A 23786-nucleotide genomic window follows, 5' to 3' on the forward strand; every position below is an offset into this window, starting at 1 on the left:
GCCGCCTGTTTGGTGGTGGCAAACCCCGGGGTTAGTGTGCGCTATGCCGGGCTCGCGGGGGTGTTGTGTATTGTGTTGTTTGCGCTATTAGAGCTGTGGGGTGGCACCATTCACTTTAACCGTGTTTTTGGCGAGTATCAGCACTGGGTGTATGTGGCGAATGTGCTGTTTGGCGGCGGCGCTATGATGCTGGGAATTATGAGTGTGCGCGTGGTCAATGAGCACCAGCAGCAACAGCTTATTTCGCTGGCGACTCACGACCCGTTAACAGGTTTATTAAACCGCCGCTATATGACGGAGCATATGGAGCAGCTAAAAGCCCACGCTGATCGTGGGCAAGGCGGGTTTTGTGTGGCTCTGGCGGATGTCGATTACTTTAAGCGAGTTAATGATACCTATGGCCATGGTATTGGCGACCAGGTGTTGCAGTGCATAGCACTGCTATTAAAAGCGCGGTTGCGCAGTACTGATTTGCTGGCTCGCTGGGGCGGTGAGGAGCTACTGTTGGCCCTTAGCAATACCGATGGACCGCGAGCTCTGCTGTTAATGGATGCTCTGCGACAACGGGTCGCCGGCTCCAGCGCGATTAAGCCGCTGTGTGGCGGTATTACCTTAAGTTTTGGTATTGCCGGGTACCAGCAGGGCGAGTCCATACACGATTTGATCCGGCGGGCCGATATGGGCTTGTACCGGGCTAAAGCTCAGGGGCGTAATCAGGTGGTGTTTGAGGCGCTAGGTCCGCCTGCCGACGAATCCGGTTTATCTCTTTAAGCTTTTGGGACGCTGCTTTTATATTTCTATTAGAAATCAAAACCGGTACTGCATCACACCCTCATGCTACTGGTTTGTTTTGCGCAATTGGGCGTGATATTGCTGTCCCTGACAACGTTGTCCTACGGCTTATGCGATACCGCTTGTCGAGCTCCAGATTGCGCATGACGCGCTCTTGTCGGGCAGGAATCCCAGATACCTTGATTGCTGATTTGTTCCCTTGGTGAATCTTAGGGGGCAAAGAACAGCTTTATACGACGCAAAAAATGGGCTAACGCCATTGGTTGTGTCGTCAAAACAAAAATAGAGGGATAGACATGTATCATAAAAAATTACTTTCGCTTGCAGCGCTGTGCGCCGGCAGTGCGGCCATCAATGCCAGTGCACAGACGCTTAACTGCTCCGGACTGAACGATTGGAATGCGAGCACGGCCTATACCGGCGGCATGCAGGTACAGGATGCCGGCAGCGCCTACGAGGCCAATTGGTGGACGCGCGGTGATATTCCGGCTCAGCACTCAGGGCAGTACCAGCAGTGGACTTCTCTGGGGGTCTGTGACGATAGCGCTAGCTCCTCCAGCAGCTCTAGCGTGTCCAGCTCATCCTCCAGCAGCTCTTCATCGCTATCTTCCAGCTCGTCGTCGGTGCCCACTGGTAGCTGTGGCTCGCCGGGCTATGTGGCCGGCACCAGCTACAGTGGCGGGGATCTGGTTGAGAATCTCGGTAATGAATACCGCTGTGATGTTGCCGGTTGGTGTTCGTCCAATGCCGCTTGGGCGTACGAGCCCGGCGCCGGTGCCCACTGGCAGGACGCCTGGACGCTGGTGCAAAGCTGTGACGGCGGCTCTTCGAGTAGCTCGTCCAGCACTAGCAGTTCAAGCTCTAATAGCTCGTCATCCAGCTCGGTTCCCGGCGGCGGTTACACCGGTGACTTCCCCCGCCATGCACTGGTGGGTTATTGGCACAACTTTCAAAACCCGGCGGGCTGTCCGATTCCGCTGTCGCAAATCTCTGATGCCTGGGATGTGATTGATATCGCCTTTGCTGATAACGATCCGGCCAGCAATGGCACCGTGCACTTTAACCTGTTTGACGGTTCAGGCTCTAGCTGCGCCGGCTTAGACCCCGCGCAATTTAAGCAAGATATGGCGGCCATGCAGGCGCAGGGTAAGATTTTTGTACTGTCGCTAGGCGGTGCCGAAGGGACCATTACCCTGAACACCGATGCCGACGAAGCGAACTTTGTCAGCAGCTTGACCGACCTGATTAACGAGTGGGGTTTTGATGGCATCGATATCGATCTGGAAAGCGGCTCGCAGCTGTTGCACGGGACGCAAATTCAGGCGCGCTTACCCGGCGCTATACGCGCCATCGATACCAATGTAGGGGGCATGGCGCTAACCATGGCACCGGAGCATCCTTATGTGCAAGGTGGCCACACCGCCTATGGCGGTATCTGGGGCGCTTACCTGCCGATTATCGATCAAACCCGCGATTTGCTCGATCTGTTGCATGTGCAGCTGTACAACAATGGCGGCTTGCAAACGCCTTATGCGCCACAATCCTACCCGGCGGGCTCGGTGGATATGATGGTGGCCTCGGCGCGTATGCTGATCGAGGGCTTTCAGACCGCGGGTAATGTTTACTTTGAAGGGCTTGATCCGCAGCAGGTGTCACTGGGTTTGCCGTCTGGTCCCGCCTCGGCCGGCTCTGGCCAGGCCACTAACCAGGCGATTATGGATGCCCTCGACTGTATTACCCGGGGCACTCAGTGTGGCTCTATCGACGCCGGTGGTATCTACCCGGATTTTAGCGGGGTAATGACCTGGTCGATTAACTGGGATATTTACGACGGCTTTATTTTCTCGGGGCCCATTGGCGATAAGGTGGATAATCTACCTTAAGCCACCCTGGTTACTTTTCTCTCGTGGGCGGCTGTCAATCAGCCGCCTTTTTTGTGTTTGTTAAGTGGTGCTAAATTGCCGGTGATGCCATAGACAGCGCGCCTAAGCTGGGCGACAATCTCTCGATAATATAATTGTCTAGACGACTATAATGAGAGGCCATATGTTTTCACGATCCGCCCGCCCTGTAATTTTGTGCTTGTTTTTAACGCTGTTGGCCGTACCTGCCACATCGGCCGTGGTGGTCAGTGAGTTTGGCTCACTTGAAGACGGCCGAACCACCCGGTTGTACAGCCTTAGTAATGCCAGCGGCAGCCGCGCCGAGCTCACAGATTTAGGCGCTTTATTGGTCAGCCTGACGATGCCTGACCGCAACGGCGAGCACGCCGATGTGGTGCTGGGCTTTGATAACCCCCGACAATATTTGTCGGACAGCCCGTTCTTTGGCGCCACCATTGGCCGCTACGCTAATCGAATCGCGAAGGGCCGCTTTAAGTTAAACGGCAAAAGCTATCAGCTGGCCAATAACAACCCGCCCAATCACCTGCATGGCGGCACCGTCGGTTTTGACAAGCGCCTGTGGCAAGGCGAGGTGCTGGACGACTCGGATGAACCGGCGGTTCGATTTACCCTTTTAAGTAAAGCCGGCGACGAAGGGTATCCGGGAAGTTTACAGGTGGCTGTCACCTATCGTTTAACCCAAGACAACGCCTTGCAGATTGACTATCAGGCAACCGCAGATGCCGATACGGTGATCAACCTGACTCACCACAGTTACTTTAATTTATCCGGGCACGACTCGGGCGATATTCTTAAACATCAATTGGCGCTTAACGCTGATTTTTATACGCCAGTGGATGACACAGCCATACCCACTGGTGAGATTTTGTCGGTGCGCAATACCGTGTTTGATTTTACCCAGGCCAAAGCCATAGGGCGGGATATCAACGCCGACAATGCTATGCTCAAAGCAGCGCTTGGCTATGATCATAACTGGGTGTTGCGCCGTGGGGCGTTTAGCGGTGATGTGGCGTTGGCGGCCACGCTCACAGACCCTGCCAGTGGACGTGTTATGCAAGTGCTGACCACTGAGCCGGGCCTACAGGTATACACCGGTAATCACTTAAACGGTAAAACCTCCGCTAAAGATGGCGCGACCTATGGCAAGCACGCTGGTGTGGCGCTGGAGCCGCAACACTTCGCGGATTCCCCCAATCAGCCGCACTTTCCGCGCACTACCTTAAAAGCGGGTGATCGTTATTCTTCGCGCACGGTGTACCGGTTTTCGACGCTGTAGCGGTAGCCCGGTTATTTTAAAGGCAAATGTTTGTGGCGGCGTTCCGCCAGACGTTTGCCTTTGTCAGTGGTTTTGCGGTTAAGATGTGACATACAGGCGTCTTAGTGAGGCTGCTGGCGATAAATATAATAGTAAATGTCTGAAGGGTTGAGTCCATGGCTATAAGCACCATCGATGTAGGGGTATTCGTCGCCTACTGTGTATTTCTTTTGCTGCTGGCGTGGTGGGTATCACGCGAAAAGTCCGGCCACACCAAAAACAGCTCGGATTACTTTTTAGCGGGTAACGCTTTGCCCTGGTGGGCTATTGGCTCGTCGTTAGTGGCGGCTAATATATCGGCGGAGCAAATCATTGGTATGTCGGGCTCCGGTTATGCCATCGGCCTGGCGATTGCCTCTTACGAGTGGATGGCGGCAATCACGCTGATGGTTATCGGTAAATGGTTTTTGCCGATACTGCTAGAGAAAAAAATCTACACCATGCCGCAGTTTTTAGAGCAGCGCTTTGATAAGCGCGTGCAGCTGGTAATGGCATTCTTTTGGCTGGCGGTTTATACCTTTGTGAATTTAACGGCGGTGCTTTATTTGGGCGCACTGGCCATCAAAACCATCGTCGGTGTCGATATGCTGTACGGCATGTTGTTTTTGGCCGTGTTCTCGATGGCCTATTCATTGTACGGTGGTTTAAAGGCCGTAGCGCTTACCGATATCGTGCAAGTGACGCTACTGGTGTTAGGCGGCTTGCTGGTTAGCTATTTAGCGCTGGTCGAGGTTTCTGGTGGTGCAGGTTTTATTGCCGGGTTTCAGGTGTTGCTAGATAAAACGCCGGAGAGCTTTGATTTAATTCTCTCGCCCGAACACGAGGACTACATTAGCTTGCCAGGTATCTCGGTGCTCATCGGCGGTATGTGGATTATGAATCTTTCCTACTGGGGGTTTAATCAGTACATAACCCAGCGCACTTTGGCCGCTAAAAGTTTACGCGAGGCGCAAAAAGGGGTGGCTTTTGCCGCGTTTTTAAAGGTGTTAATGCCCGTGTTGGTGGTGTTGCCCGGTATTGCCGCCCTGGTGCTGGCGCCGGATTTAGAGCGCCCCGATATGGCCTACCCAGAGATGATGAAGCTGGTGCCCACCGGGCTTATGGGCCTGGCCTTTGCCGCGCTGGTTGCGGCCATTGCGTCGTCGCTTAGCTCTATGGCCAACAGTGTTTCCACGATTTTTACCATGGACATTTACCGCCAGCTGCACGGCGGAGTTAACTCTGAGAAAAAGCTGGTGATGATCGGCCGGGTAGCGGCTGTGACCGCTATGCTGGTTGCCATGATTATCGCCGAGCCGTTATTGGGCAAAATGGATCAGGCCTTTCAATATATTCAGGAGTTTACCGGCTTCTTTACCCCCGGTGTCGTGGCGATTTTTATTTTGGGCTTTTTTGTTAAACGGGCCAATGCTAACTCGGCACTGCTGGCTGCGGTTTCTTCGGTTGTGTTGTCGATCCTCGCGCGCTGGTTGTGGCCCGAGTTGCCGTTTATGGATCGTGTGGGTTTGATCTTTATCGTTTGTATGGCGCTAGGGTTAGCGGCTTGCTCTAAGAAAAACAGTGAAAAGGCCATTGACCTCAAGCAAGTGGACTTTTCGACCAGTGGCGGTTTTAAAATTGCCGCCGCTTGTATTGTGTTGATTTTAATCGCGCTTTACGCCACCTGGTGGTAAGCGTCATTAGTGAGCACAAAAAAGCCCGGCTGTGGATAACAGCCGGGCTTTTTTAGTGGCGCTAGAGCGCGGGGTTACATGCGCTCGCTGACCTCAATACCGAGCATGTCCAAACCGGTTGCCAGTGTGCGCGATACCGCGTGGCACAAACGCAGACGACTGGCGCGCAGCTCGGCTGGCACATCGGATTTTAAGATCGGGCAGGCCTCATAAAAGCGCATATAGAGGCTGGCCAGATCGTACAGGTAGGTGCACAACAAGTGCGGCATGGCATCCTGTGCGACTTGCTCTAATACTTCACCCAGTTGCAGTAACTTAATGGCCAGTGCTTTTTCCTGCTCGCTGCCCAACACGATGTTGCCCGTTAAATTGTCCGGGTCAATCTCGGCTTTGCGAAAAATACTTTGAATACGTGTGTAAGCGTACTGCAAGTAAGGCGCGGTATTGCCCTCAAAGCTGAGCATGGTGTCCCAGTTAAACACGTAATCGTTGGTTCGCGTTTTGGATAAATCCGCGTACTTAACGGCGCCGATACCCACTTTACGGGCGATGTCATTGGCGCCTTCCAGCTCGGGGTTTTTCTCGGTAATAACGGCCGCCGCGCGCTCTACGGCTTCGTCGAGTAGTGCCGATAATTTTACCGTGCCGCCCGAGCGGGTTTTAAAGGGCTTGCCGTCGGCGCCCATCATGGTGCCAAAGGCGTGATGCTCTAAGCTTACGTCGCTGTCGACAAAGCCGGCTTTGCGGGCCAGGGTAAACACCTGTTGCATATGCAGGGACTGGCGCGCATCGATAAAGTACAAAATGCGGTCGGCACCCAGCTGGCCAGCACGGTAGCGAATGGCAGCCAAATCGGTGGTGGCGTATAAAAAACCACCGCCTTTCTTTTGAATAATAACCGGCGAAGGGTTGCCTTCTTTATCGGCCAGCTCTTGCAAAAACACTACCTGGGCGCCCTGGTCTTCGACGGCCAGCCCTTGCGCTTGCAGCTCGTGCAGTAGCGGCGCTAAATCTTCGTTGTAAAAGCTCTCACCACACACGTCGGCGTCGGTTAGGGTGACGTTGAGCTTGCGGTAAATATCGGCGCTGTGCTCTAGCGATACTTGCTTAAATTGTTCCCACAGCTTTAATACATCGGCGTCGCCCGACTGCAGCTTAACCACATAGTTGCGGGCCTTATCGGCAAACGCCTCGTCGGCATCAAAGTGTGCTTTGGCCTGCTGGTAAAACACCTCTAAATCTTTTAGGGCCATGGCGGCGCTGGCGTCGGTTTGCAGGGTTTCTTCCAGCTCCGCGATCAGCATGCCAAATTGCGTGCCCCAATCGCCCACGTGGTTTTGCCGAATCACCTTGTGGCCCAGGCGGGCAAGAATACGCACCAGGGCATCGCCAATAATGCTCGAGCGCAAATGGCCTACGTGCATCTCTTTGGCGAGGTTGGGGGATGAGTAATCCACCACAATGGTTTTTGGCTCGGCGGCAGGGTTAATGGCCAGCGCCGGATCTTGCTCGGCATCGGCGACACACCCGGCCAGCCACTCGGGCTTTAAATGAATGTTGATAAAGCCAGGACCGGCGATCTCCAGCTTGTCGGCGATATCGTCCAGCTCAACCAGCTCGACAATTTTGGCCGCCAGCTCCCGTGGGTTGGTGCCCATTTTTTTGGCGGCACCCATAGCGCCGTTGGCCTGGTAGTCACCAAAGCCTGCTTTTTTGGCCGCGGCCACCATGGGGCGACACTCGATAGGGATGCCGGCCAACGTCATGGCGGTTTGGATTCGGGAGGTAAGCTGTTCGCGGATGTTCATAGTGCCTAAGTCTGTCATTGGGTGAGGCGCAATTGTACCGGTCAGGCGCGAGGGTGTCATCTGCCCAGAAGGCGCGGCAGCTCAGGTTGTGACTTGCACGGGTTTCGGCTTGGCGGCGGAGGGTCTACACTCAACGGGTAGCTTATAACCCAGGAGGTGAGAGTGAATCTGCCGCTGCAGCTGTGCGACCAAATTAAAGCCGAGTGTGTCCGCTCGGTATTAACCATTCAAATTAACCGTCCCGCGCAAAAAAATGCTCTGTCACTGGCGATGTATCAGTCGCTGGCCGATGTGTTGCGCTGGGCCGATACCGCTTCCGAGGTGCGCGTCGTGCGCATTACCGGAAGCGGCGATAGTTTTACCTCTGGCAATGATCTGGCCGATTTTATGTCGGCCCCGGAGCTGACCGAGGCCCACCCGGCGCGGCAATTTATGGGGGCGGTGATGGCACTGCAAAAGCCGCTGGTAGCCGAGGTGAACGGTGCGGCCGTGGGTATTGGCACCACGCTGTTGCTGCACTGCGACTTTGTTTACGCCAGCGAAGATGCGTTTTTTCAGCTGCCGTTTGTTAAGTTGGGCCTGTGCCCCGAGTTTGGTGCCAGCGCCTTACTGGCTCAACGCGTGGGCGTAGCCCGTGCGCGCGAGCTACTGCTGCTGGGCGATGCCATCGCCGCACCCGATGCTCACCGCTTTGGTTTAATTAATGAGGTGTACAGCGATGAACGCCTGTCGGGTGAAGTCGATTGGGTATGCCGCGAGCTGGCTAATCGTCCGCCCGAGGCGCTGGCGATTAGTAAAAAGCTATTGCGTGCCGGTGCCCAAATTGATCTGGAGGCGGTGGTTGAGGCCGAGCTTGCTGAGTTTGCTAAGTGCCTGTCGGGCGATGAGTGTCGCGCCGCCGTGCAAAAACTAATGTCTGCTGAGAAGGGGTAAGCCGTGTCGGTAACGATAGATTGTGCAGGAAAAACCGTATTAGTCGTGGGCGGTACCAGCGGTATTTGCCGGGGTATTGCCGAGCGCTACGCCAGCTGCGGCGCCAGTGTTTGTGTCATTAGCCGGTCACAGGACAAAATAGACGAGACCGTCGCAGCACTTAAAGCGCAAGGGGCGCAGGACGCCTGCGGCTACAGCGCCGATGTGCGCGATGGCGACGCCGTGCGCGAGGCGGTTAGCCAGCTAAACGCTCGGTGGGGCGCGCTCGATGTGGTGGTTTCGGGCGCGGCCGGTAATTTTCCGGCCCTGGCGCGGCAGTTATCGGATAACGGTTTTGGCGCGGTGGTGGATATTGACCTAAAAGGCACCTGGCATGTAATGAGTGCGGTTTACCCGCATTTGCGCAAGCCGGGTGCGTCCATTGTTAATATCTCGGCGCCGCAAGCGCAGCTGGCCATGGCCGGCCAAATTCATGTGTGCGCAGCTAAAGCCGGTGTCGATATGATCACCCGTACCCTCAGCATCGAGTGGGGCGGCGAGGGCGTGCGGGTTAACTCTATTATCCCGGGCCCCATTGAGGGCACCGAGGGGATGGACCGTTTAGCCCCGGGCGAGCAAATGCGCGATAAAATCCTGCAAACCGTGCCGCTGAAACGCATGGGGCGCCCGCGGGATATCGCCGATGCCTGCTTGTTTTTAAGCTCCGATTTGGCCGGCTTTATTACCGGCGCGGTGATTCCGGTGGATGGTGGTTGGCAGTTGGGTGGGGCGGCGTCTATTGGAACCGCATTGGGGAAAATGCTAGAAGATAAATAATACGAGGGGTACAGCACAAAGCCTACACCAGTGGGCTTTGTGTTACTTTCCGCTGGTGGTAAAGACGAATAATGACAATTAATTGGTTTTATACTGTATATCCCCGTGTTGTTGATGGGCTGCTTATCTTTGTTGCTTTGATCGCGATATTTTTTCTAGCTGTGCTAGTGAGTTTTTTGTAGAGCGTGACTCACAAAAAATGACCAGGCTTACAGTGGTTACGATGTTTGCATTTCTTTCTTCTACGTTGTTTTGGTCAGTTTTAGATCATTTTAAAAAGAAGACTATTGCTGAAGAAGTGTTTGAGCTTGTGAACTCGTCATCGACAAAAGTTTTTATCAACGGGTGCGTGGCTGACAAAGAATGGCTGGTAATGGCGCTGGAGAATATTTCCTTTATTAAGCTACATAGTGGTTCTAGCCCAGCCGAAAGCTACAGAGTAGTTCTGAAAGACGATAGGACAGAATTGGAGTTGAAGCTTGCCCGCGACTCGAGGCAGAAAGACATGTTTTGGGTTAGCCTTCCTAGAATTGAAGGAGGGTCACCTGGTGAGTTTTACTTGATCACAGAATTAGGTGGTTGGACAAGTGTATCGTGTAAGGAGAAAATGATACAAATTGAGGTTGAGCGTGCGCGGGACTTGCTAGGCGCCAGCGATGGGGGCAAAACTTTAAGTATGAGCGGCACTAATACGCATTAACGTTAATTCGCCCGATGTTATTTATTTTAGCGCTCGCCTAACAATCAAAGATACTAGCCACCAAAGCAACAATCCCAACACTATCCCAGCGGTATTAGCCGCAATATCGCGCACATCAAAGCTGCGCCAGGGCAGGGTGTATTGAATGCACTCGATGCCGGTGGAGAATAAAAACAACACTAAAAAGCGCCATGCTACCGAGCGTTTACCAAAGGCAAAGCCGATGGATATGCCCGCTACCACGTACCCGCTAAAGTGCATCAGTAAATCGTTAAAATCGCCCACCACGGCGCCCGGGTTTTTCGCCACACCAAAGCCAATGTAAATGGTCAGCATGACAAAAAACTGTGCGATGCAGAGTTTGCGCCACGCGGCGTAAAACGATGGCATTAGCGCAGCACCAGTAATGAGATACGCGTGCGGCAGATCATTGCAGTGGTGGTGGAGCCAACAATAAAGTGGCGAATACGCGAGTGGCCGTAGGCGCCCATAATCAGTAGGTCGACGCCTTGTTGCTCTTGGTAATCGGCCAGAGCTTTTTCCGGATCACCGGTGATGAGTGCGGCGGTGGTGTCGAAGCCCGCGGCCTGTAGCGTGGCCTGCGCCCGCTCAAGTGGCGCGCGGTTTTCGGCGGTATCGGTTGCCGCCATCACCAGGTGGCAGGGAATGCCTTTAAATAGCGGGCTGGCGGCTACCATGTCGACGCCTTTAAAGGCTGTCTCGCTACTGTCAAAGGCAATCATAAACCGCGTCGGCGCACTAAAACTTTGTTGTGCAATCAGTACCGGGCACTGCATAGCGCGAATGATGCCCTCAAGGTGACTGCCAATATGGCCGTGGGCGCTGGCGGTATCGGCGCCGCGCTTGCCCACTACCAGCATGCGCGTCTCTTGCTCCAGATCTTTTAACGCGTCCAGCAGCTCGCCATGGCGTTGGCGCGACTCGGGCTCGCTAATGCCGTTGCTGGCAACGCGCTCGCGGGCCGCTTGCAGCATCATTTTGCCCTGCTCCAAAGCGATTTTACTGCGCCGTTCATCCAGGCTGGCCAGCTCTTCGAGCAGAGCCTCTTGGGAGCCGAGGCCAATGGTGCCACTTAAGTTGGTGCCGCGGCTGGCGGGTAGCTCGTCGAGCACGTGTAACAAACTCAAAGGAGCGTCCATTTGGTTGGCCGACCAGGCAGCGTAATCACACACAGCCTGAGCGTATTGCGAGTCGTCGATACAGGCGATTACTTTATTGCGCATGCGGATCATCCTTTTTATCGTTAGTGGCCCATTAACTGATCGATGGCTTCGGGTTTGTCGTGCACCGCAAAACGATCAACCAAGGTTGCGCTGGCTTCATTCAGACCAACCAGCTCCACCTGTGTTCCCTCGCGGCGAAACTTGAGTACGACTTTGTCCAGCGAGCTGATGGCCGTAATGTCCCAAAAGTGAGCGCGGTGCAAATCGATGGTAACTTTATCGGCGGCCTCTTTGAAGTCGAAGCCGGCGATAAACTGCTCGGCCGAGGTAAAAAATACCTGGCCAATCACCTGATAGGTCCGATGCTCGCCGGCATCATCCATGGTGCTGCCAATGTATAAAATATCCCCCACTTTGCGGGCAAAAAATAGCGCGCTGAGTAACACCCCGAGCAATACACCCAATGCCAGGTTGTGGGTGGCTACCACTACGGCAACGGTGCTGACCATCACAATAGACGAGCTTTTGGGGTTGGTGCGCAGCGCCGCTACCGATGACCAGCTAAAGGTACCAATCGATACCATAATCATCACCGCGACCAGCGCGGCCATGGGAATACGGGCGACCCAGTCACCTAAAAACACCACCAAAATAAGCAAAAACACACCGGCCACTAAGGTGGATAAACGCGTACGGCCGCCGGATTTAACATTGATCACCGACTGGCCGATCATGGCGCAACCGGCCATACCGCCCAAAAAGCCCGAGGCGATGTTGGCGGTGCCCTGGCCGACACACTCGCGATTTTTGTTGCTCTCTGTGTCGGTTAAGTCATCCACAATGGTGGCGGTCATCATAGACTCAAGCAAGCCAACCACAGCCATGGTGATGGCGTAGGGGAAGATGATTTGCAGGGTCTCAAAGTTCAGCGGAATATCCGGCAACAAAAACACCGGCAAGCTATCGGGCAGCTCGCCCATGTCGCCTACCGTGCGCACATCGATACCAAAGTAAATCGCCACCACCGTTAGGCTGACAATACACACCAGCGGCGAGGGAATGGCGCGGGTTAGGTAAGGGAGTAGGTAAATAATACCGAGGCCCGCTGCTAACAGGGCAAATACCGGTAGGGTGGCGTTGCTGCCGGTAATTTCAGGCAGCTGGGCCAAAAAGATCAATATCGCCAGGGCGTTAACAAAGCCCGTGACCACCGAGCGGGAGACAAAGCGCATCAAGCCGCCGAGCTTAAACACCCCGGCGATGATCTGAAACACCCCGCACAAAACCGAGGCGGCTAACAAATATTGTAGGCCGTGCTCTTTTACCAAGGTGACCATCAGCAAGGCCATGGCGCCGGTAGCGGCGCTGATCATGGCGGGCCGGCCACCGGTAAAGGCGGTGACAAAGGCAATACAGAATGACGCGTACAAACCGACTTTGGGATCTACCCCGGCGATAATTGAAAACGCAATAGCTTCGGGGATAAGGGCGAGGGCGACGACGGTGCCCGAGAGCACATCGCCACGGACATTGCCAAGCCAGTGTTGGCGCAAATGGTTCATCATGTTTCTGGTATCCGTATCATCAGTACGGGTAGGCATTTATGCCCACAGCCGCACTGCTTAGTTTTTAATATGGGTTGGGCTAGCCCTGTGTGGGGCTAGAGCTCCAGAGTCGCTTGATCTGTGCAAGCGGGAACAGGGTGGATAAGGCTCGGACGCCTATGGCGGAGTGATCATCGGGTACATGGCAGCTGTTAGTCGATTCGGGTCAATGAGTAAGTGGCGCAGTGTAACGAAATCGGCGCTTTTTGTCCTTGGCGGGTAGAGATAGAGCCGCTTACATCGGTAAGGGGCCGTGGCAAAGCGCGTCGCCTGATGGTTAGCCGATTTTGTTGAGTAAATCTTGTGCGTGATACAAATCGGCCGGGGCATTGATATTGATAAAAGGGTCGCAGGGCTCGGAGGCAAACTCCACCACGGCGTGGGCGCGCTCGGCGATCCAGTGCTGCAGCCAGGGAATATCGCCGCCAGCGGTTAGAGTGGCGGTTAGCTCAGGCAGCAAGCAGCGGTGCCACAGGGCAAACACTGGCTGCATCCGTCCGCCGGAGCTTGCCACAATAATGGTGGTGGCGTCGGTGCGGGCCGCCTCGAGTTGGGTAACCATATCGGTGGGGAAAAACGGTGTGTCGCAGGCAAAGCTGGCCAGCCATTCATTCTCGCTGTCATGCTCTTGCATCCAGCTCATGGCGGCGTGAATACCGGCCATGGGCCCCGGGTTGTCGGCAAACACGTCGGGTATTACCGGCAGCTTGGTGCGGGCAAAGCGCAGCGAGTTGCCATTTGCGCTTAGCAGCAGCTGCTTGACCTGATGGTTGGAGCGCTCGACGCTGCGGGCCAGTAGGGTCTTGTCTCCTAGTGGCAGCAGGCATTTGTCGCCGCCACCCATGCGGCGGGCAAGGCCGCCAGCCAAGAGGACACCAACGGGTTTTGGAAGCTGACTCATGTCACCTCGAGTTTGTAGAAATAAGCGCCAATTATACGGAGACTCGGTGCCGGTGGATAGCCGCTTGTACCTGCGAATCCACACTTTGTCCAATCGTGTTCATTATAGAGCGGTAAGCCGGTGTTTGGTTCCGGGTGCCCATAACTTAATACTATGCACCCTATATTGGCAATTAATTTTCGCTAAAGGTTCGGCTTGTCTAGAATGGCTTCATGCAGTTGGTAGTCAAGCTTCTATACTCAATAGTGGGCGTGAAGCTCGATGAGTACCAGCGTGTTACAGACCTAGTTATAAGGATGATACAACCATGAGTAAAACGACCTTAACCACCTCTGCCGGAGCCCCCGTTACGGATGACAATAACAGTATCAGTGCTGGTGAGCGCGGGCCACTGACCTTTGATAATCATTACCTGTTTGAAAAGCTGGCGCACTTTAACCGTGAGAGAATCCCTGAACGTGTGGTTCACGCTCGCGGCACAGGTGCCTATGGAACCTTTACGCTGAGTAAGAGCTTAAAAGATCATACTATTGCCGACTTTTTACAGTCTGAGGGCGAGCAAACCGAGGTGTTTTTGCGCTTCTCGACCGTGGGTGGTGGGCAGGATTCCAGCGATTACGCTCGCGACCCTCGTGGTTTTGCCGTTAAGTTTTACACCAAGCAAGGCAATTTTGATGTGGTGGGCAATAATACCCCGGTGTTCTTTTTACGCGACCCGATTAAGTTTCCCGATTTTATTCACTCGCAAAAGAAAAACCCGCGCACGAACTTGCCCGACCCACAGGCAATATTTGAGTTTTGGGCCAATCACCCGCAGTCTCTGCATCAAATGACTATTTTGATGAGCGACCGGGGGATTCCTGCCAGCTATCGACATATGCATGGCTTTAGCTCGCACACCTTGAGTTTTTGGAATGCGCAGGGCGAGCGTGTGTGGGTGAAGTGGCACTTTAAATCCAATCAGGGCATTAAAACCCTAACTGACGACGAGGCCATGACACTCCCGGCGTTTGGTGCGCAGCAGGATTTGGTTGAGGCTATTGACCGCGGCGACTACCCAAGCTGGGCGGTTAAGCTGCAAATTATGACCGAGGAGCAGGCGGCGAGTTACCACATTAACCCGTTTGATTTGACCAAAATCTGGCCGCACAAAGATTTTCCGCTGCAGGAGGTGGGCACCTTAGAGCTTAACCGCAACGTCGAAAACTACTTTGCCGAGACGGAGCAGGCCGCTTTTGCCCCCAGCAACTTAGTGCCCGGCGTGGGCGCCTCGCCCGATAAAATGTTGCAGGCGCGGTTACTGGCCTATCAGGATGCGCATCGCTACCGCGTTGGGGTAAACCACAACCAGCTGCCGGTTAACAGCCCGCGCTGTCCGGTAAACAACTATCAGCGCGACGGCCAAATGGCGGGCTGCCCTTACCACAGCGGCAGTGTGCAAGGCTCCGGGGCCAATTTTTACCCCAATGATCGCGCTGCATCCGGGGCGCCCGATGTAAGTGATCACGTACCCGAGCCGCCACTGGCTTTGTCGGGTGCGGCAGCCACTCGCTACGATACCTCGGACGATGATCACTACACTCAGGCGGGTGATCTGTACCGCTTGATGAGTGACGATCAAAAGCGTCAGTTGGTGGGTAACATTGCCGGCGGCTTAAGCCAGGCGGATGCCTCGGTACAAGAGCGCATGGTGGCCTTAATAAGCCGTTGCGACGCCGACTATGGTGCCCAGGTTAAAGCGGCTATCGACGCCTAAGCTGTAGCGTTTTGGTGGCCATCTAAAATACCCGTCTCCTTGAGGCGGGTATTTTTTTGTCTGGCATGACACCGGTAAACTTTGCGTCGGCTCGGCGCGTATAATAAGGTCATGTTCACGCCCGATAAGCCTAGATAGGTAGCTAATGAATCAAGACCCAAAGCAGCAGCAAAAACTTGAGCAAATGCGTCGCGAGTATACCCGTGGCGGTTTGCGCCGACCTGACTTGTCGGCCGACCCACTGGAGCAGTTTCAGCGCTGGTTTGATGAGGCGGTGGCCGCTGGGCTCGGCGACCCCACGGCGATGGTGCTGGCAAGCGTGGCGCAAAATGGTCAACCATCGCAGCGCATAGTACTGCTTAAGCGCCTTGACGATCAGGGCTTTGTTTTTTACACCAATCGTGCCAGTCGCAAGGGTGGCGAGCTTGCGCACAATCCTTTGGCCAGCGTGTTGTTCCCCTGGCACCCGCTGGATCGCCAGGTAAAAGTGGCGGGTCGGGTTGAGGTGTTAGGGCAGGACGACGCCGAAGCCTACTTTGCATCCCGGCCCCGCGACAGTCAGTTGGCGGCCTTGGCGTCGGCGCAGAGCCAGGTAATTGAATCGCGCGACGCGCTAATGGCCGGGTTCGAATCACTTAAGCAGCGCTACGCCGAGCAGCCGATACCTTTGCCCGAGCACTGGGGTGGGTACCGTTTGGTGCCTACCGAGGTTGAGTTTTGGCAGGGCGGGGCCCATCGCCTGCACGATAGTTTTCGCTATCAGCGGCGGGATTCTGGCGAGTGGCATATTGATCGTCTCGCGCCCTAACGCGAACCACGAGAGGTTTTATGAGTTTACCCACGCACATTAATGCCCAAGCCATTGTCGAGCAGCAATTACAGAGGCAAACCATTGATTGCCCCCGCGCAGGGGCTGGCGAGGTACTGATTAAAGTAGAAGCGGCGGGTGTCAACCGGCCCGATGTGATGCAGCGTCAGGGGTTGTACCCGGCGCCGCAAGGGGCGTCGCCTTTGCCGGGGCTGGAGGTTGCCGGCACCGTGGTTGAGTGCGGTGCACACGTAAGCCGCTGGCAAAAGGGCGATCGCGTATGCGCGCTGGTCAATGGCGGCGGTTACGCCGAGTATTGTGTCGCCCCCGCCGGTCAGGTGTTGCCTATACCTAGCGGGTTCAGTGCGGTACAGGCGGCCGCTTTGCCCGAAACGTTTTTTACCGTTTGGCACAATGTGTTTCAGCGCGGTGCACTGCAGGCGGGCGAAACACTGTTGGTGCACGGCGGCACCAGTGGCATTGGTACTACCGCCATCATGCTGGCCAGAGCTTTTGGCGCCCGGGTAATGTGTACCGCCGGCAGCGATGAAAAGTGCCACGCCGCGCTGCAGTTGGGTGCCGATGTCGCTATTAATTATCGCACCGACGATTTTGTTGCGCGGGTAAAGGCAGCGGGCGGCGCCGATGTGATACTCGATATGGTGGGCGGTGATTATATCGCCCGCAATATTAAAGCGGCGGCACCCGATGGGCGCATTGTTAATATAGCTTTTTTATCGGGCAGTAAGGTCGAGCTGGACTTTACTCCGGTGATGCTCAAGCGTTTAACGCTAACCGGCTCGACCTTGCGGGCGCGCTCGGACGAAACCAAGGCGGCGTTAGCACAGGCGCTAGAGAATCAGGTTTGGCCACTGTTGAGCAATGGCCAAATAACGCCCTTAATTGCCGCCGAATTGCCGCTGGCCGAGGCGTCCGCCGCTCACGAGTTAATGGAGTCTAGCCAGCATATTGGTAAGATCGTGCTAACCCTATAAAAGCGGCTCTTACAAAAATAAGGAAGGTTCATGAGTCAGCCTGACTCCCGCCCCCTGGCGGGTATTCGCATAATCGAGTTTGGCCAGTTAATTGCCGGGCCTTTCGCCGGGTGTTTGTTGGCTTACTTTGGCGCCGAGGTGATTAAAGTCGAGCCGCCCGGTAAAGGCGACCCGATTCGCGGTTGGCGAGCGGTGGAAGACGGTACCTCGTTTTGGTGGCGCAGCATTGGCCGCAACAAAAAAAGCATCACACTCGATTTGAAAACCGAGCGTGGCCGCGAGCTGGCGATGCAGCTTATGGCGGGCGCCGATGTGGTAATTGAAAACTTTCGCCCAGGGGTGATGGAGGCCTGGGGGCTGGGGCCGGACGAGGCCAAGGCCGAAAACCCAGCGCTGGTGTACGCGCGCATTTCTGGCTACGGCCAAACCGGGCCCTATGCCGGTAAACCCGGCTTTGCCTCTGTGTGCGAAGGGTTTAGCGGTTTTCGCTACGTTAATGGTCACCCGGGCGAGGCGCCCGTTCGGCCCAATCTAAGCATTGGCGACTCGATTGCCGGGTTGCACGCCGCCTTTGGCATCGCGCTGGCACTGCTTGGGCGCCAACGTGATTCTGAGTCCGCCGGTCAGGTGGTAGACGTCGCCCTGTATGAATCCATGTTTAATTTAATGGAGGCCGTGGTGCCAGAATATTCCGGCGCCGGCATCGTGCGCGAGCCATCGGGCAGTACGGTAACGGGCATTGTACCCACCAATACCTATCGGTGTTTTGACGGTAAATATGTGGTGATTGGCGGCAATGGTGACTCGATTTTTCAGCGCCTTATGATGGCGGCGGGGCACCCGGAGATGGCCGCCGACCCACGCATGGCCAGCAATACCGGGCGTGTGGCCTGTGAAGAAGAAATTGACCGCGCGCTGGCGAGTTGGTGTGCCGGCCAAGACAGCGCCGATGTGTTGGCAACCCTAGAGTCGGCACGAGTGCCCGCCGGCCCCATCTACAATGTTGTCGATATGTTTAACGATGAGCACTTTAACGCCCGGGGCCTGTTTGAACGGGTAGAAATTAATGGTCGGCCACTGGATATTCCGGCGATGGTGCCAAAACTTGCGGCTACACCGGGGCGCACCGAGTGGCCCGGTGGTGAGGTTGGCAGCCATACTCACCAAGTGCTGCGAGACGTGTTGGGGGTATCGCCCGAGGCGTTAGAGCAGCTACAGCAGCAAGGTGTTATTTAAGCGAGCTGTGCGACGCCAGTGATTGCGCTATCGCTCAGGTGCTTTAGCGGCTTTTTTGTATTTTGCTCTATCTTAGCTTCCCTTTGATAAAAGCGCTTAAGTATTTGAAATTAGGTTGAAAATTCTAGCTCGCTAACCACTGACAATAATGCGGTAATGAGACATCGGTCGCAAACTCTTGACAACGTTGTCCAAGTCGAGGTAAAACAAGTATCTGAGTTTCACCGAATTTGTGATAGTTAATAACATTTCGGGTGTGCTTTTAAAGATAGCGTGCAGGTTGCGGTACCTCGCCTGAGTAGTTATGGGGCGATGCAGTGGCGGAAGAAAGACAGAGCTTGGACGCTGATTGATTAGATTTTGATAACAATACAATTCAATAGGGGTTAGGTGGCTATGCAATTTCATAAAAAACTATTAAGCATCGCAGTCTGTGCAGCGGCAAGTGGGGCAATGATGCCAACATTTGCGCAAGAGCAGGGTGCGGATTCTCCAGAACTGGTTGAGGAGGTCGTGGTACGCGGTATGCGCGTAAGTATCGAAAACGCGCAAGACATGAAGCGTTACGCCGATACCGTTAAAGACGTTATTACCGCTTCTGATATTGGCGCTCTGCCAGATAAAAGTGTGACCGAAGCGCTACAGCGTGTACCCGGTGTCACTATCGAGCGCTTTGCGTCATCCGATGATCCTAAGCACTACGCCGACGAAGGTACTGGTGTATTGGTGCGCGGTTTGGATCGCGTGCGCAGTGAAATCAATGGTCGCGATGCCTTTAGTGCCAATCCTTATGGTGGCCTAAGCTACGAAGACTTCCCAGCAGAGCTTTTATCGGCGGTAGAGGTGGTTAAAAACCAAACCTCCGACCTAATTTCCGGTGGTATCGCAGGTACCGTTAATCTGATTACCCGCAAGCCGTTTGACTCTGACGAGCGTTTGATCTCAGTAAACGGTAAAGCAAACTATGGCGATTTTCGTGAAGAGGTGACTCCATCATTCTCGGCACTGTTTTCTGACAGCTGGGACACCAGTGCCGGTAAGTTTGGCTTTTTGCTGGCCGGCTCTTACTCGGAGTTTAAAACCCGCGGCGATGGCGTAGGTTTGGGTAACTTCCACTCTCGCGGTGTTATTCCGTTTTCTTACGATCTTTGGGGTACTCCGGCTCCAGGTATTGTTGCTGAAGATTCGCTGGGTCGTCCAATGTACGACGGCCCTTGTGTGCCAAATGCCCAAGCTTGGGGTGATGGCTGTGGCGTTACTGCTAATGAGATCACTCAGGAAGAAGAGGATAATTACGTACCTCAGTATGAAGGTGGTCCGCTGCAAGGTCAGCCTGAAGGTGTTGCTTGGTACGCCCCCGCGCAATATCACATCAGCACCGCAGAGAACGATCGTGAGCGTCGGGGCTTTACCACCTCTTTGCAGTGGGCTAACAACGACGAAACGGTTCAGGTTACCTTAGAGCACATTAACTCGGAAGCATCGCTGGAGTGGAACGAGCGCCGTATTGGCCAGGCGGCTCAAGGCTTTAAGAGCTGGATGGCAGTGTCGCACGATTGGATCGGAGACGAAGAGAACGGCCGTCCTTTGACTGTTGATGACGAAGGCTTTTTAACATCAGGTATTGGCTTAGGCGTTCACCCCGAAGTGCCACTGTTTTACATTACGCGTTATAACTACAATGAAAATACTGTTGAAGATACCTCGCTTAATGTTCAGCTAACTCCCAACGATCGTTTAACGGTTGAATTGGATTACCAACACATCGATTCTGAGAAGCTGGTTCACAACTACAACATGAGTGGTCAAACTCGCGGTGATCAGGTTGGCAACTTGCTACCTGCTTACCTTGATTTGCGTGGCGACCGGCCTACCATCGAATTCTTGAGCGACACTGATTTTAAAGGCTTTATTGATGCCGATGCCGAAGTTCCGGTTCAGCCTGATGTGTTTATTGGCTCGGGGATGCAACAAGAGGAGCACAATACCGCCGTCGCTGACAGCTTCCAAATTGATGCCGAGTATGCGTTTGACGGTGTATTTACCGCGATTAAGGCGGGTGCCTATTACTCTGATAAAGATTTAACGGTGCGCGATACCGAATACGCCGGTTGGTCGCCCATATCGACTCCTTGGGTCGCCGATCAGCGCGTACAGTCTGCCGCAGCGAATCGTCCCGATTTGTACGACACACTGGATATGTCAGACTACTATGGTGGCGATGTTATCCAGGGCGACCTGCAAACATTCTTGTTTCCGCGTTTGGACCTAGTGAAAAACTACCCGCAAACTCTGGTACAGGCATGTGAAGACGGTTGGTCAACTGAAGGTGATTCCGCGGGTAATGCGGCCGATGGCAGTGGTGGTTGCGCTATTCCATACTCTCAGATGGAAGGCCGTATTGCACCGGGAAGCCCTTTTGGTGTGCAAGATGTGAATACCACTAACGAAGAGCGTACCGAGTTTTATGTACGCGGTGACTTTGCGTTTGATGATATGGCAATGCCCCTTAAGGGTAATGTCGGCCTGCGCTATGTAAGCTATCAACTAGAGTCCACTGGTTTCTTGGTGCTGCCTTCAGAGGCAAGCCGTGGTAGTGCGGCAACCGCTGAGTTTTTAGAGCAAGAATACAAAAGCATTTACGATCTCGCCAATGGCGAGTCTATGTTGAGCACCGTTGATGGTACGGACTACGATACAGTGCTACCAAGCTTAAACTTAAGCTTGGGTTTGACCGATGATGTAGTGCTGCGTTTTGGTGCGTCTAAAGGCTTGTATTTCCCCAACCTGATCGATACTCGTAACCGCGCTGTCGTCAGTCTTGATGTTGATTCTAGACTGCAGGACGAAAACTTACCGCAAGATGAGCAGACCAACCCTGTCGTTGGTATTGATAGCGTTGCGCTAAACGCTTCGGCTAGCAACCCCAATCTAGAGCCTGAAGAGTCCATTAACTTGGATTTAACCGCCGAGTGGTACTTTGCACCAGCGGGCTCATTGACGGTCGGTTTGTTCCACAAAGAGCTGGACGGTATTATTCGTAACCGTCAGTTTGACCTCGAGATTGAAAACGATGGGGTTACCAGTGTGGCTTCCGCCTACGGCCCCAATAATACCGACTCGGGTACTATTCAGGGTATGGAGTTCTCCTACTCGCAGTTTTACGACATGCTGCCGGGTGCTTGGAGTGGTTTAGGTTTACAGTTTAACTATACCTATATTGATCAAGATGGCTTGGAAGATCCTACTAGTGCCGTACCGCCTAGCACACGTTTTAACTCGGTAGGTGAGCAGATAGTGGATGAGCGCAACACCTTCCGTGTGTTTAGTGACTTGCCGTTACCTGGTTACTCAGAGGAGAATATGAACATTGTGGGCATGTATGAGTACGAGGATGTCTCGTTCCGCTTGGCCTACACTTGGCGCTCTGAGTACCTGTTGACCTTGCGTGAATCTGAAGATTTTGTCCCAACTTATGTTAAGGATCAGGGCATGATGGACGCTAGCTTCTATTACACTATTAACGATAATTGGAAGGTAGGTATCGAAGGTAGTAACTTGCTAGGCACCGAGACTGAAACCGAATATCAGTTGAATCAGGAAGGCGATAAAACGGATGCTCTTAGTTTTATGACTGATCGCATGTTCTCTCTGAGTCTTCGGGCAACTTTTTAATGTCTGTGTGAAAAGTTAACTGGAGGTTAAATTGAAAACGCGCTGCAACTATGCAGCGCGTTTTTTTTTGGAATGTTATGTGCGATTATAGTGGTTTGGTTGTGCCTTTGAATGAGTGCGTTTTATGGATAACACCTTGAAGTCAATTTGTATTGTGGGCGGTGGTACTACAGGCTGGATGGCTGCAAGTTTACTTTCCTCTGTTTTAAAAGGCAGTGATATAAGCATTACCGTTGTAGAGTCTCCAGATATTGCAAGTATTGGTGTTGGTGAGTCTACAGTGCCGTCGATAATGGACTTTTTGAGTGTTTGCCAGATTAACCCTAAAGAGTTTATTGAGGCCACCTCCGCTAGCTTCAAGTTAGGTATACGCTTCGATGACTGGCTTAAGCCAGGCCATAGCTATTTTCACCCCTTTGGTAAAGTGGGCCAGGAGGTCAATGGTTATGAATTTTATCAGGTCTGGTTAAAAACGCTTGCTGATGGACACTCAACCCGCTGGGTTGATCATTCTCCGTCCGCTATTATGGCTGAGAATCATCGCTTTATGTTGGGATCCGCTCAATATAAAATGCCTTTACCTCAGTACAACTACGCCCTTCATCTAGACGCTGTTTTAGTGGCGCGCTATCTTCGCGAGCTTTCTCAAGTTAGGGGAGTAAAACGAGTAGAGGCAACAGTTGATCAGGTTGTATTAGACGAACGCCAGTGTATTGATTCGCTAAAGCTTAATTCGGGAGCCGTTGTCACGGCCGATTTCTTTATCGATTGTACTGGTTTTAAAGGCTTGCTCATTGAGGAGGCGTTAAAAGTTGGCTATGAAAGCTGGGATAAATATTTGCCTTGTGATCGCGCTGTTGCGGTGCAAACAAAGAACTCCGAAAATCTGGCCCCTTATACAATATCTACCGCCCGTGAAGCCGGCTGGACTTGGAAGATCCCTTTGCAACACCGTACAGGTAATGGGTATGTTTTTTCCGGCCAGCATTGCTCTGATGATAAGGCTGTTGACGCTTTGCTCAGTGCTGTTGACGGCGATGTAATATCTGATCCAAAAGTAATACCTTTTGTCACTGGACGGCGAAAAAAAGTATGGCATAAGAACTGCTTGGCGTTGGGTCTCGCCTCTGGGTTTTTGGAGCCTCTAGAGTCGACGGCTATTCATCTTGTTTATCAATCATTGATTCACTTCATTCGTCACTTTCCTGATGCGGACTTTGATATTTGCCAAGAAGACCAGTTTAACAGCAAGGTAAATGCCGATTATCAAGAGGTTCGTGATTTTATTATATTGCATTACTGTACTAGCGATCGTGATGATACGGAGTTTTGGCAGTGGTGTAAGACAATGCCTGTGCCTGATTCGTTGCATGAGAAGATTGAGCTTTTTCGGGAGAGAGGGCAGCTGCAAGGAGGTAAAAATGATTTCTTTGGGAGTGATAGCTGGTATTCGATATTGGAGGGAATGAATGTTAGACCAAAAAAATATCACCCTTTAATGAACGCCTTTAATGATAAGGAGCTGGCGCAACTGCTTGAAGGGAGTTCGCAGAAAATGCATGATATAGTCTTGAGGATGCCGACGCATGGCGACTTTATCAAGAAAAACTGCTTTTCTAAGCCTTTTTCCTAAGAGATAAGCTTGTTAAAAAGAGGGTTGGTGAATTTCGCGATGCATATATTGAG

General features: G+C 53.4%; 18 protein-coding genes. 13 read left to right on the top strand and 5 right to left on the bottom strand.

Annotation, left to right across the window (positions count from 1 at the left end):
- From AAC019_RS10515 to AAC019_RS10530, 4 genes are all read left to right on the top strand, one after another.
- A partial coding sequence (locus AAC019_RS10515; RefSeq protein WP_339898798.1) for a GGDEF domain-containing protein occupies positions 1-771 on the top strand: 771 nt, incomplete at its 5' end.
- Positions 772-1088: 317 nt separating this feature from the next.
- On the top strand, positions 1089-2675 hold the full coding sequence (locus tag AAC019_RS10520) for a glycosyl hydrolase family 18 protein (RefSeq protein WP_339898800.1): 1587 nt from the start codon (positions 1089-1091) through the stop codon (positions 2673-2675).
- Positions 2676-2838: 163 nt separating this feature from the next.
- Positions 2839-3972 (top strand): aldose epimerase family protein, encoded by a 1134-nt coding sequence (locus AAC019_RS10525; RefSeq protein ID WP_339898801.1) that lies wholly within the window; start codon positions 2839-2841, stop codon positions 3970-3972.
- Positions 3973-4127: 155 nt separating this feature from the next.
- The gene (locus AAC019_RS10530) at positions 4128-5684 is read left to right on the top strand and encodes a sodium/sugar symporter (protein WP_339898802.1); all 1557 of its coding nucleotides are present in this window, start codon (positions 4128-4130) and stop codon (positions 5682-5684) included.
- A 74-nt stretch (positions 5685-5758) separates the two neighbouring features.
- Here AAC019_RS10530 and argS read toward each other — a convergent pair whose 3' ends face one another.
- The gene (gene argS / locus AAC019_RS10535) at positions 5759-7492 is read right to left on the bottom strand and encodes an arginine--tRNA ligase (RefSeq protein ID WP_339898803.1); all 1734 of its coding nucleotides are present in this window, start codon (positions 7490-7492) and stop codon (positions 5759-5761) included.
- Positions 7493-7654: 162 nt separating this feature from the next.
- On the opposite strand from argS, the gene AAC019_RS10540 reads away from it, so the two are divergent.
- The 3 genes from AAC019_RS10540 to AAC019_RS10550 all read left to right on the top strand — a co-directional run bounded on the left by AAC019_RS10540 (position 7655) and on the right by AAC019_RS10550 (position 9941).
- Positions 7655-8425, top strand: coding sequence for an enoyl-CoA hydratase (locus tag AAC019_RS10540; RefSeq protein ID WP_339898805.1), 771 nt, complete (start codon positions 7655-7657; stop codon positions 8423-8425).
- 3 nt (positions 8426-8428) lie between these two features.
- Positions 8429-9241 carry an SDR family oxidoreductase gene (locus AAC019_RS10545; RefSeq protein WP_339898806.1) on the top strand — a complete coding sequence of 271 codons (813 nt, stop codon included), beginning with the start codon at positions 8429-8431 and terminating at the stop codon, positions 9239-9241.
- 223 nt (positions 9242-9464) lie between these two features.
- The gene (locus AAC019_RS10550) at positions 9465-9941 is read left to right on the top strand and encodes a hypothetical protein (protein ID WP_339898807.1); all 477 of its coding nucleotides are present in this window, start codon (positions 9465-9467) and stop codon (positions 9939-9941) included.
- Positions 9942-9962: 21 nt separating this feature from the next.
- Here AAC019_RS10550 and AAC019_RS10555 read toward each other — a convergent pair whose 3' ends face one another.
- The 4 genes from AAC019_RS10555 to mobA all read right to left on the bottom strand — a co-directional run bounded on the left by AAC019_RS10555 (position 9963) and on the right by mobA (position 13630).
- Positions 9963-10331, bottom strand: coding sequence for a VanZ family protein (locus AAC019_RS10555; protein WP_339898808.1), 369 nt, complete (start codon positions 10329-10331; stop codon positions 9963-9965).
- Entirely contained in the window at positions 10331-11185 is an 855-nt protein-coding gene (locus AAC019_RS10560; RefSeq protein ID WP_339898810.1) for a universal stress protein, read from the bottom strand. Before AAC019_RS10560 ends, AAC019_RS10555 begins: the two co-directional genes overlap by 1 nt.
- A 20-nt stretch (positions 11186-11205) precedes the next feature.
- Positions 11206-12690, bottom strand: coding sequence for a SulP family inorganic anion transporter (locus AAC019_RS10565; protein WP_339898812.1), 1485 nt, complete (start codon positions 12688-12690; stop codon positions 11206-11208).
- Positions 12691-13006: 316 nt separating this feature from the next.
- Entirely contained in the window at positions 13007-13630 is a 624-nt protein-coding gene (gene mobA, locus AAC019_RS10570) for a molybdenum cofactor guanylyltransferase MobA (protein WP_339898814.1), read from the bottom strand.
- Between the two features lie 307 nt (positions 13631-13937).
- On the opposite strand from mobA, the gene AAC019_RS10575 reads away from it, so the two are divergent.
- From AAC019_RS10575 to AAC019_RS10600, 6 genes are all read left to right on the top strand, one after another.
- Entirely contained in the window at positions 13938-15386 is a 1449-nt protein-coding gene (locus AAC019_RS10575) for a catalase (protein ID WP_339898815.1), read from the top strand.
- Between the two features lie 145 nt (positions 15387-15531).
- The gene (gene pdxH, locus AAC019_RS10580; RefSeq protein ID WP_339898816.1) at positions 15532-16194 is read left to right on the top strand and encodes a pyridoxamine 5'-phosphate oxidase; all 663 of its coding nucleotides are present in this window, start codon (positions 15532-15534) and stop codon (positions 16192-16194) included.
- A 20-nt stretch (positions 16195-16214) separates the two neighbouring features.
- A complete protein-coding gene (locus tag AAC019_RS10585) occupies positions 16215-17189 on the top strand; it encodes an NAD(P)H-quinone oxidoreductase (protein ID WP_339898817.1) in 975 nt (324 codons plus the stop codon).
- A gap of 30 nt (positions 17190-17219) precedes the next feature.
- Positions 17220-18425 carry a CaiB/BaiF CoA-transferase family protein gene (locus tag AAC019_RS10590; RefSeq protein ID WP_339898818.1) on the top strand — a complete coding sequence of 402 codons (1206 nt, stop codon included), beginning with the start codon at positions 17220-17222 and terminating at the stop codon, positions 18423-18425.
- A 453-nt stretch (positions 18426-18878) separates the two neighbouring features.
- A complete protein-coding gene (locus AAC019_RS10595) occupies positions 18879-22100 on the top strand; it encodes a TonB-dependent receptor (protein ID WP_339898819.1) in 3222 nt (1073 codons plus the stop codon).
- 124 nt (positions 22101-22224) lie between these two features.
- Positions 22225-23733 carry a tryptophan halogenase family protein gene (locus tag AAC019_RS10600; RefSeq protein ID WP_339898821.1) on the top strand — a complete coding sequence of 503 codons (1509 nt, stop codon included), beginning with the start codon at positions 22225-22227 and terminating at the stop codon, positions 23731-23733.
- Positions 23734-23786 lie beyond the last annotated feature (53 nt).

This window comes from uncultured Gilvimarinus sp. (genome assembly GCF_963975215.1).
Lineage (GTDB): Bacteria > Pseudomonadota > Gammaproteobacteria > Pseudomonadales > Cellvibrionaceae > Gilvimarinus.

Coding starts and splice junctions, on each gene's coding strand:
- AAC019_RS10520 (WP_339898800.1), top strand. CDS start 1,089: ATGTATCATAAAAAATTACTTTCGCTTGCAGCGCTGTGCGCCGGCAGT.
- AAC019_RS10525 (WP_339898801.1), top strand. CDS start 2,839: ATGTTTTCACGATCCGCCCGCCCTGTAATTTTGTGCTTGTTTTTAACG.
- AAC019_RS10530 (WP_339898802.1), top strand. CDS start 4,128: ATGGCTATAAGCACCATCGATGTAGGGGTATTCGTCGCCTACTGTGTA.
- argS (WP_339898803.1), bottom strand. CDS start 7,492: ATGAACATCCGCGAACAGCTTACCTCCCGAATCCAAACCGCCATGACG.
- AAC019_RS10550 (WP_339898807.1), top strand. CDS start 9,465: ATGTTTGCATTTCTTTCTTCTACGTTGTTTTGGTCAGTTTTAGATCAT.
- AAC019_RS10555 (WP_339898808.1), bottom strand. CDS start 10,331: ATGCCATCGTTTTACGCCGCGTGGCGCAAACTCTGCATCGCACAGTTT.
- AAC019_RS10560 (WP_339898810.1), bottom strand. CDS start 11,185: ATGCGCAATAAAGTAATCGCCTGTATCGACGACTCGCAATACGCTCAG.
- AAC019_RS10565 (WP_339898812.1), bottom strand. CDS start 12,690: ATGATGAACCATTTGCGCCAACACTGGCTTGGCAATGTCCGTGGCGAT.
- mobA (WP_339898814.1), bottom strand. CDS start 13,630: ATGAGTCAGCTTCCAAAACCCGTTGGTGTCCTCTTGGCTGGCGGCCTT.
- AAC019_RS10575 (WP_339898815.1), top strand. CDS start 13,938: ATGAGTAAAACGACCTTAACCACCTCTGCCGGAGCCCCCGTTACGGAT.
- pdxH (WP_339898816.1), top strand. CDS start 15,532: ATGAATCAAGACCCAAAGCAGCAGCAAAAACTTGAGCAAATGCGTCGC.
- AAC019_RS10585 (WP_339898817.1), top strand. CDS start 16,215: ATGAGTTTACCCACGCACATTAATGCCCAAGCCATTGTCGAGCAGCAA.
- AAC019_RS10590 (WP_339898818.1), top strand. CDS start 17,220: ATGAGTCAGCCTGACTCCCGCCCCCTGGCGGGTATTCGCATAATCGAG.
- AAC019_RS10595 (WP_339898819.1), top strand. CDS start 18,879: ATGATGCCAACATTTGCGCAAGAGCAGGGTGCGGATTCTCCAGAACTG.
- AAC019_RS10600 (WP_339898821.1), top strand. CDS start 22,225: ATGGATAACACCTTGAAGTCAATTTGTATTGTGGGCGGTGGTACTACA.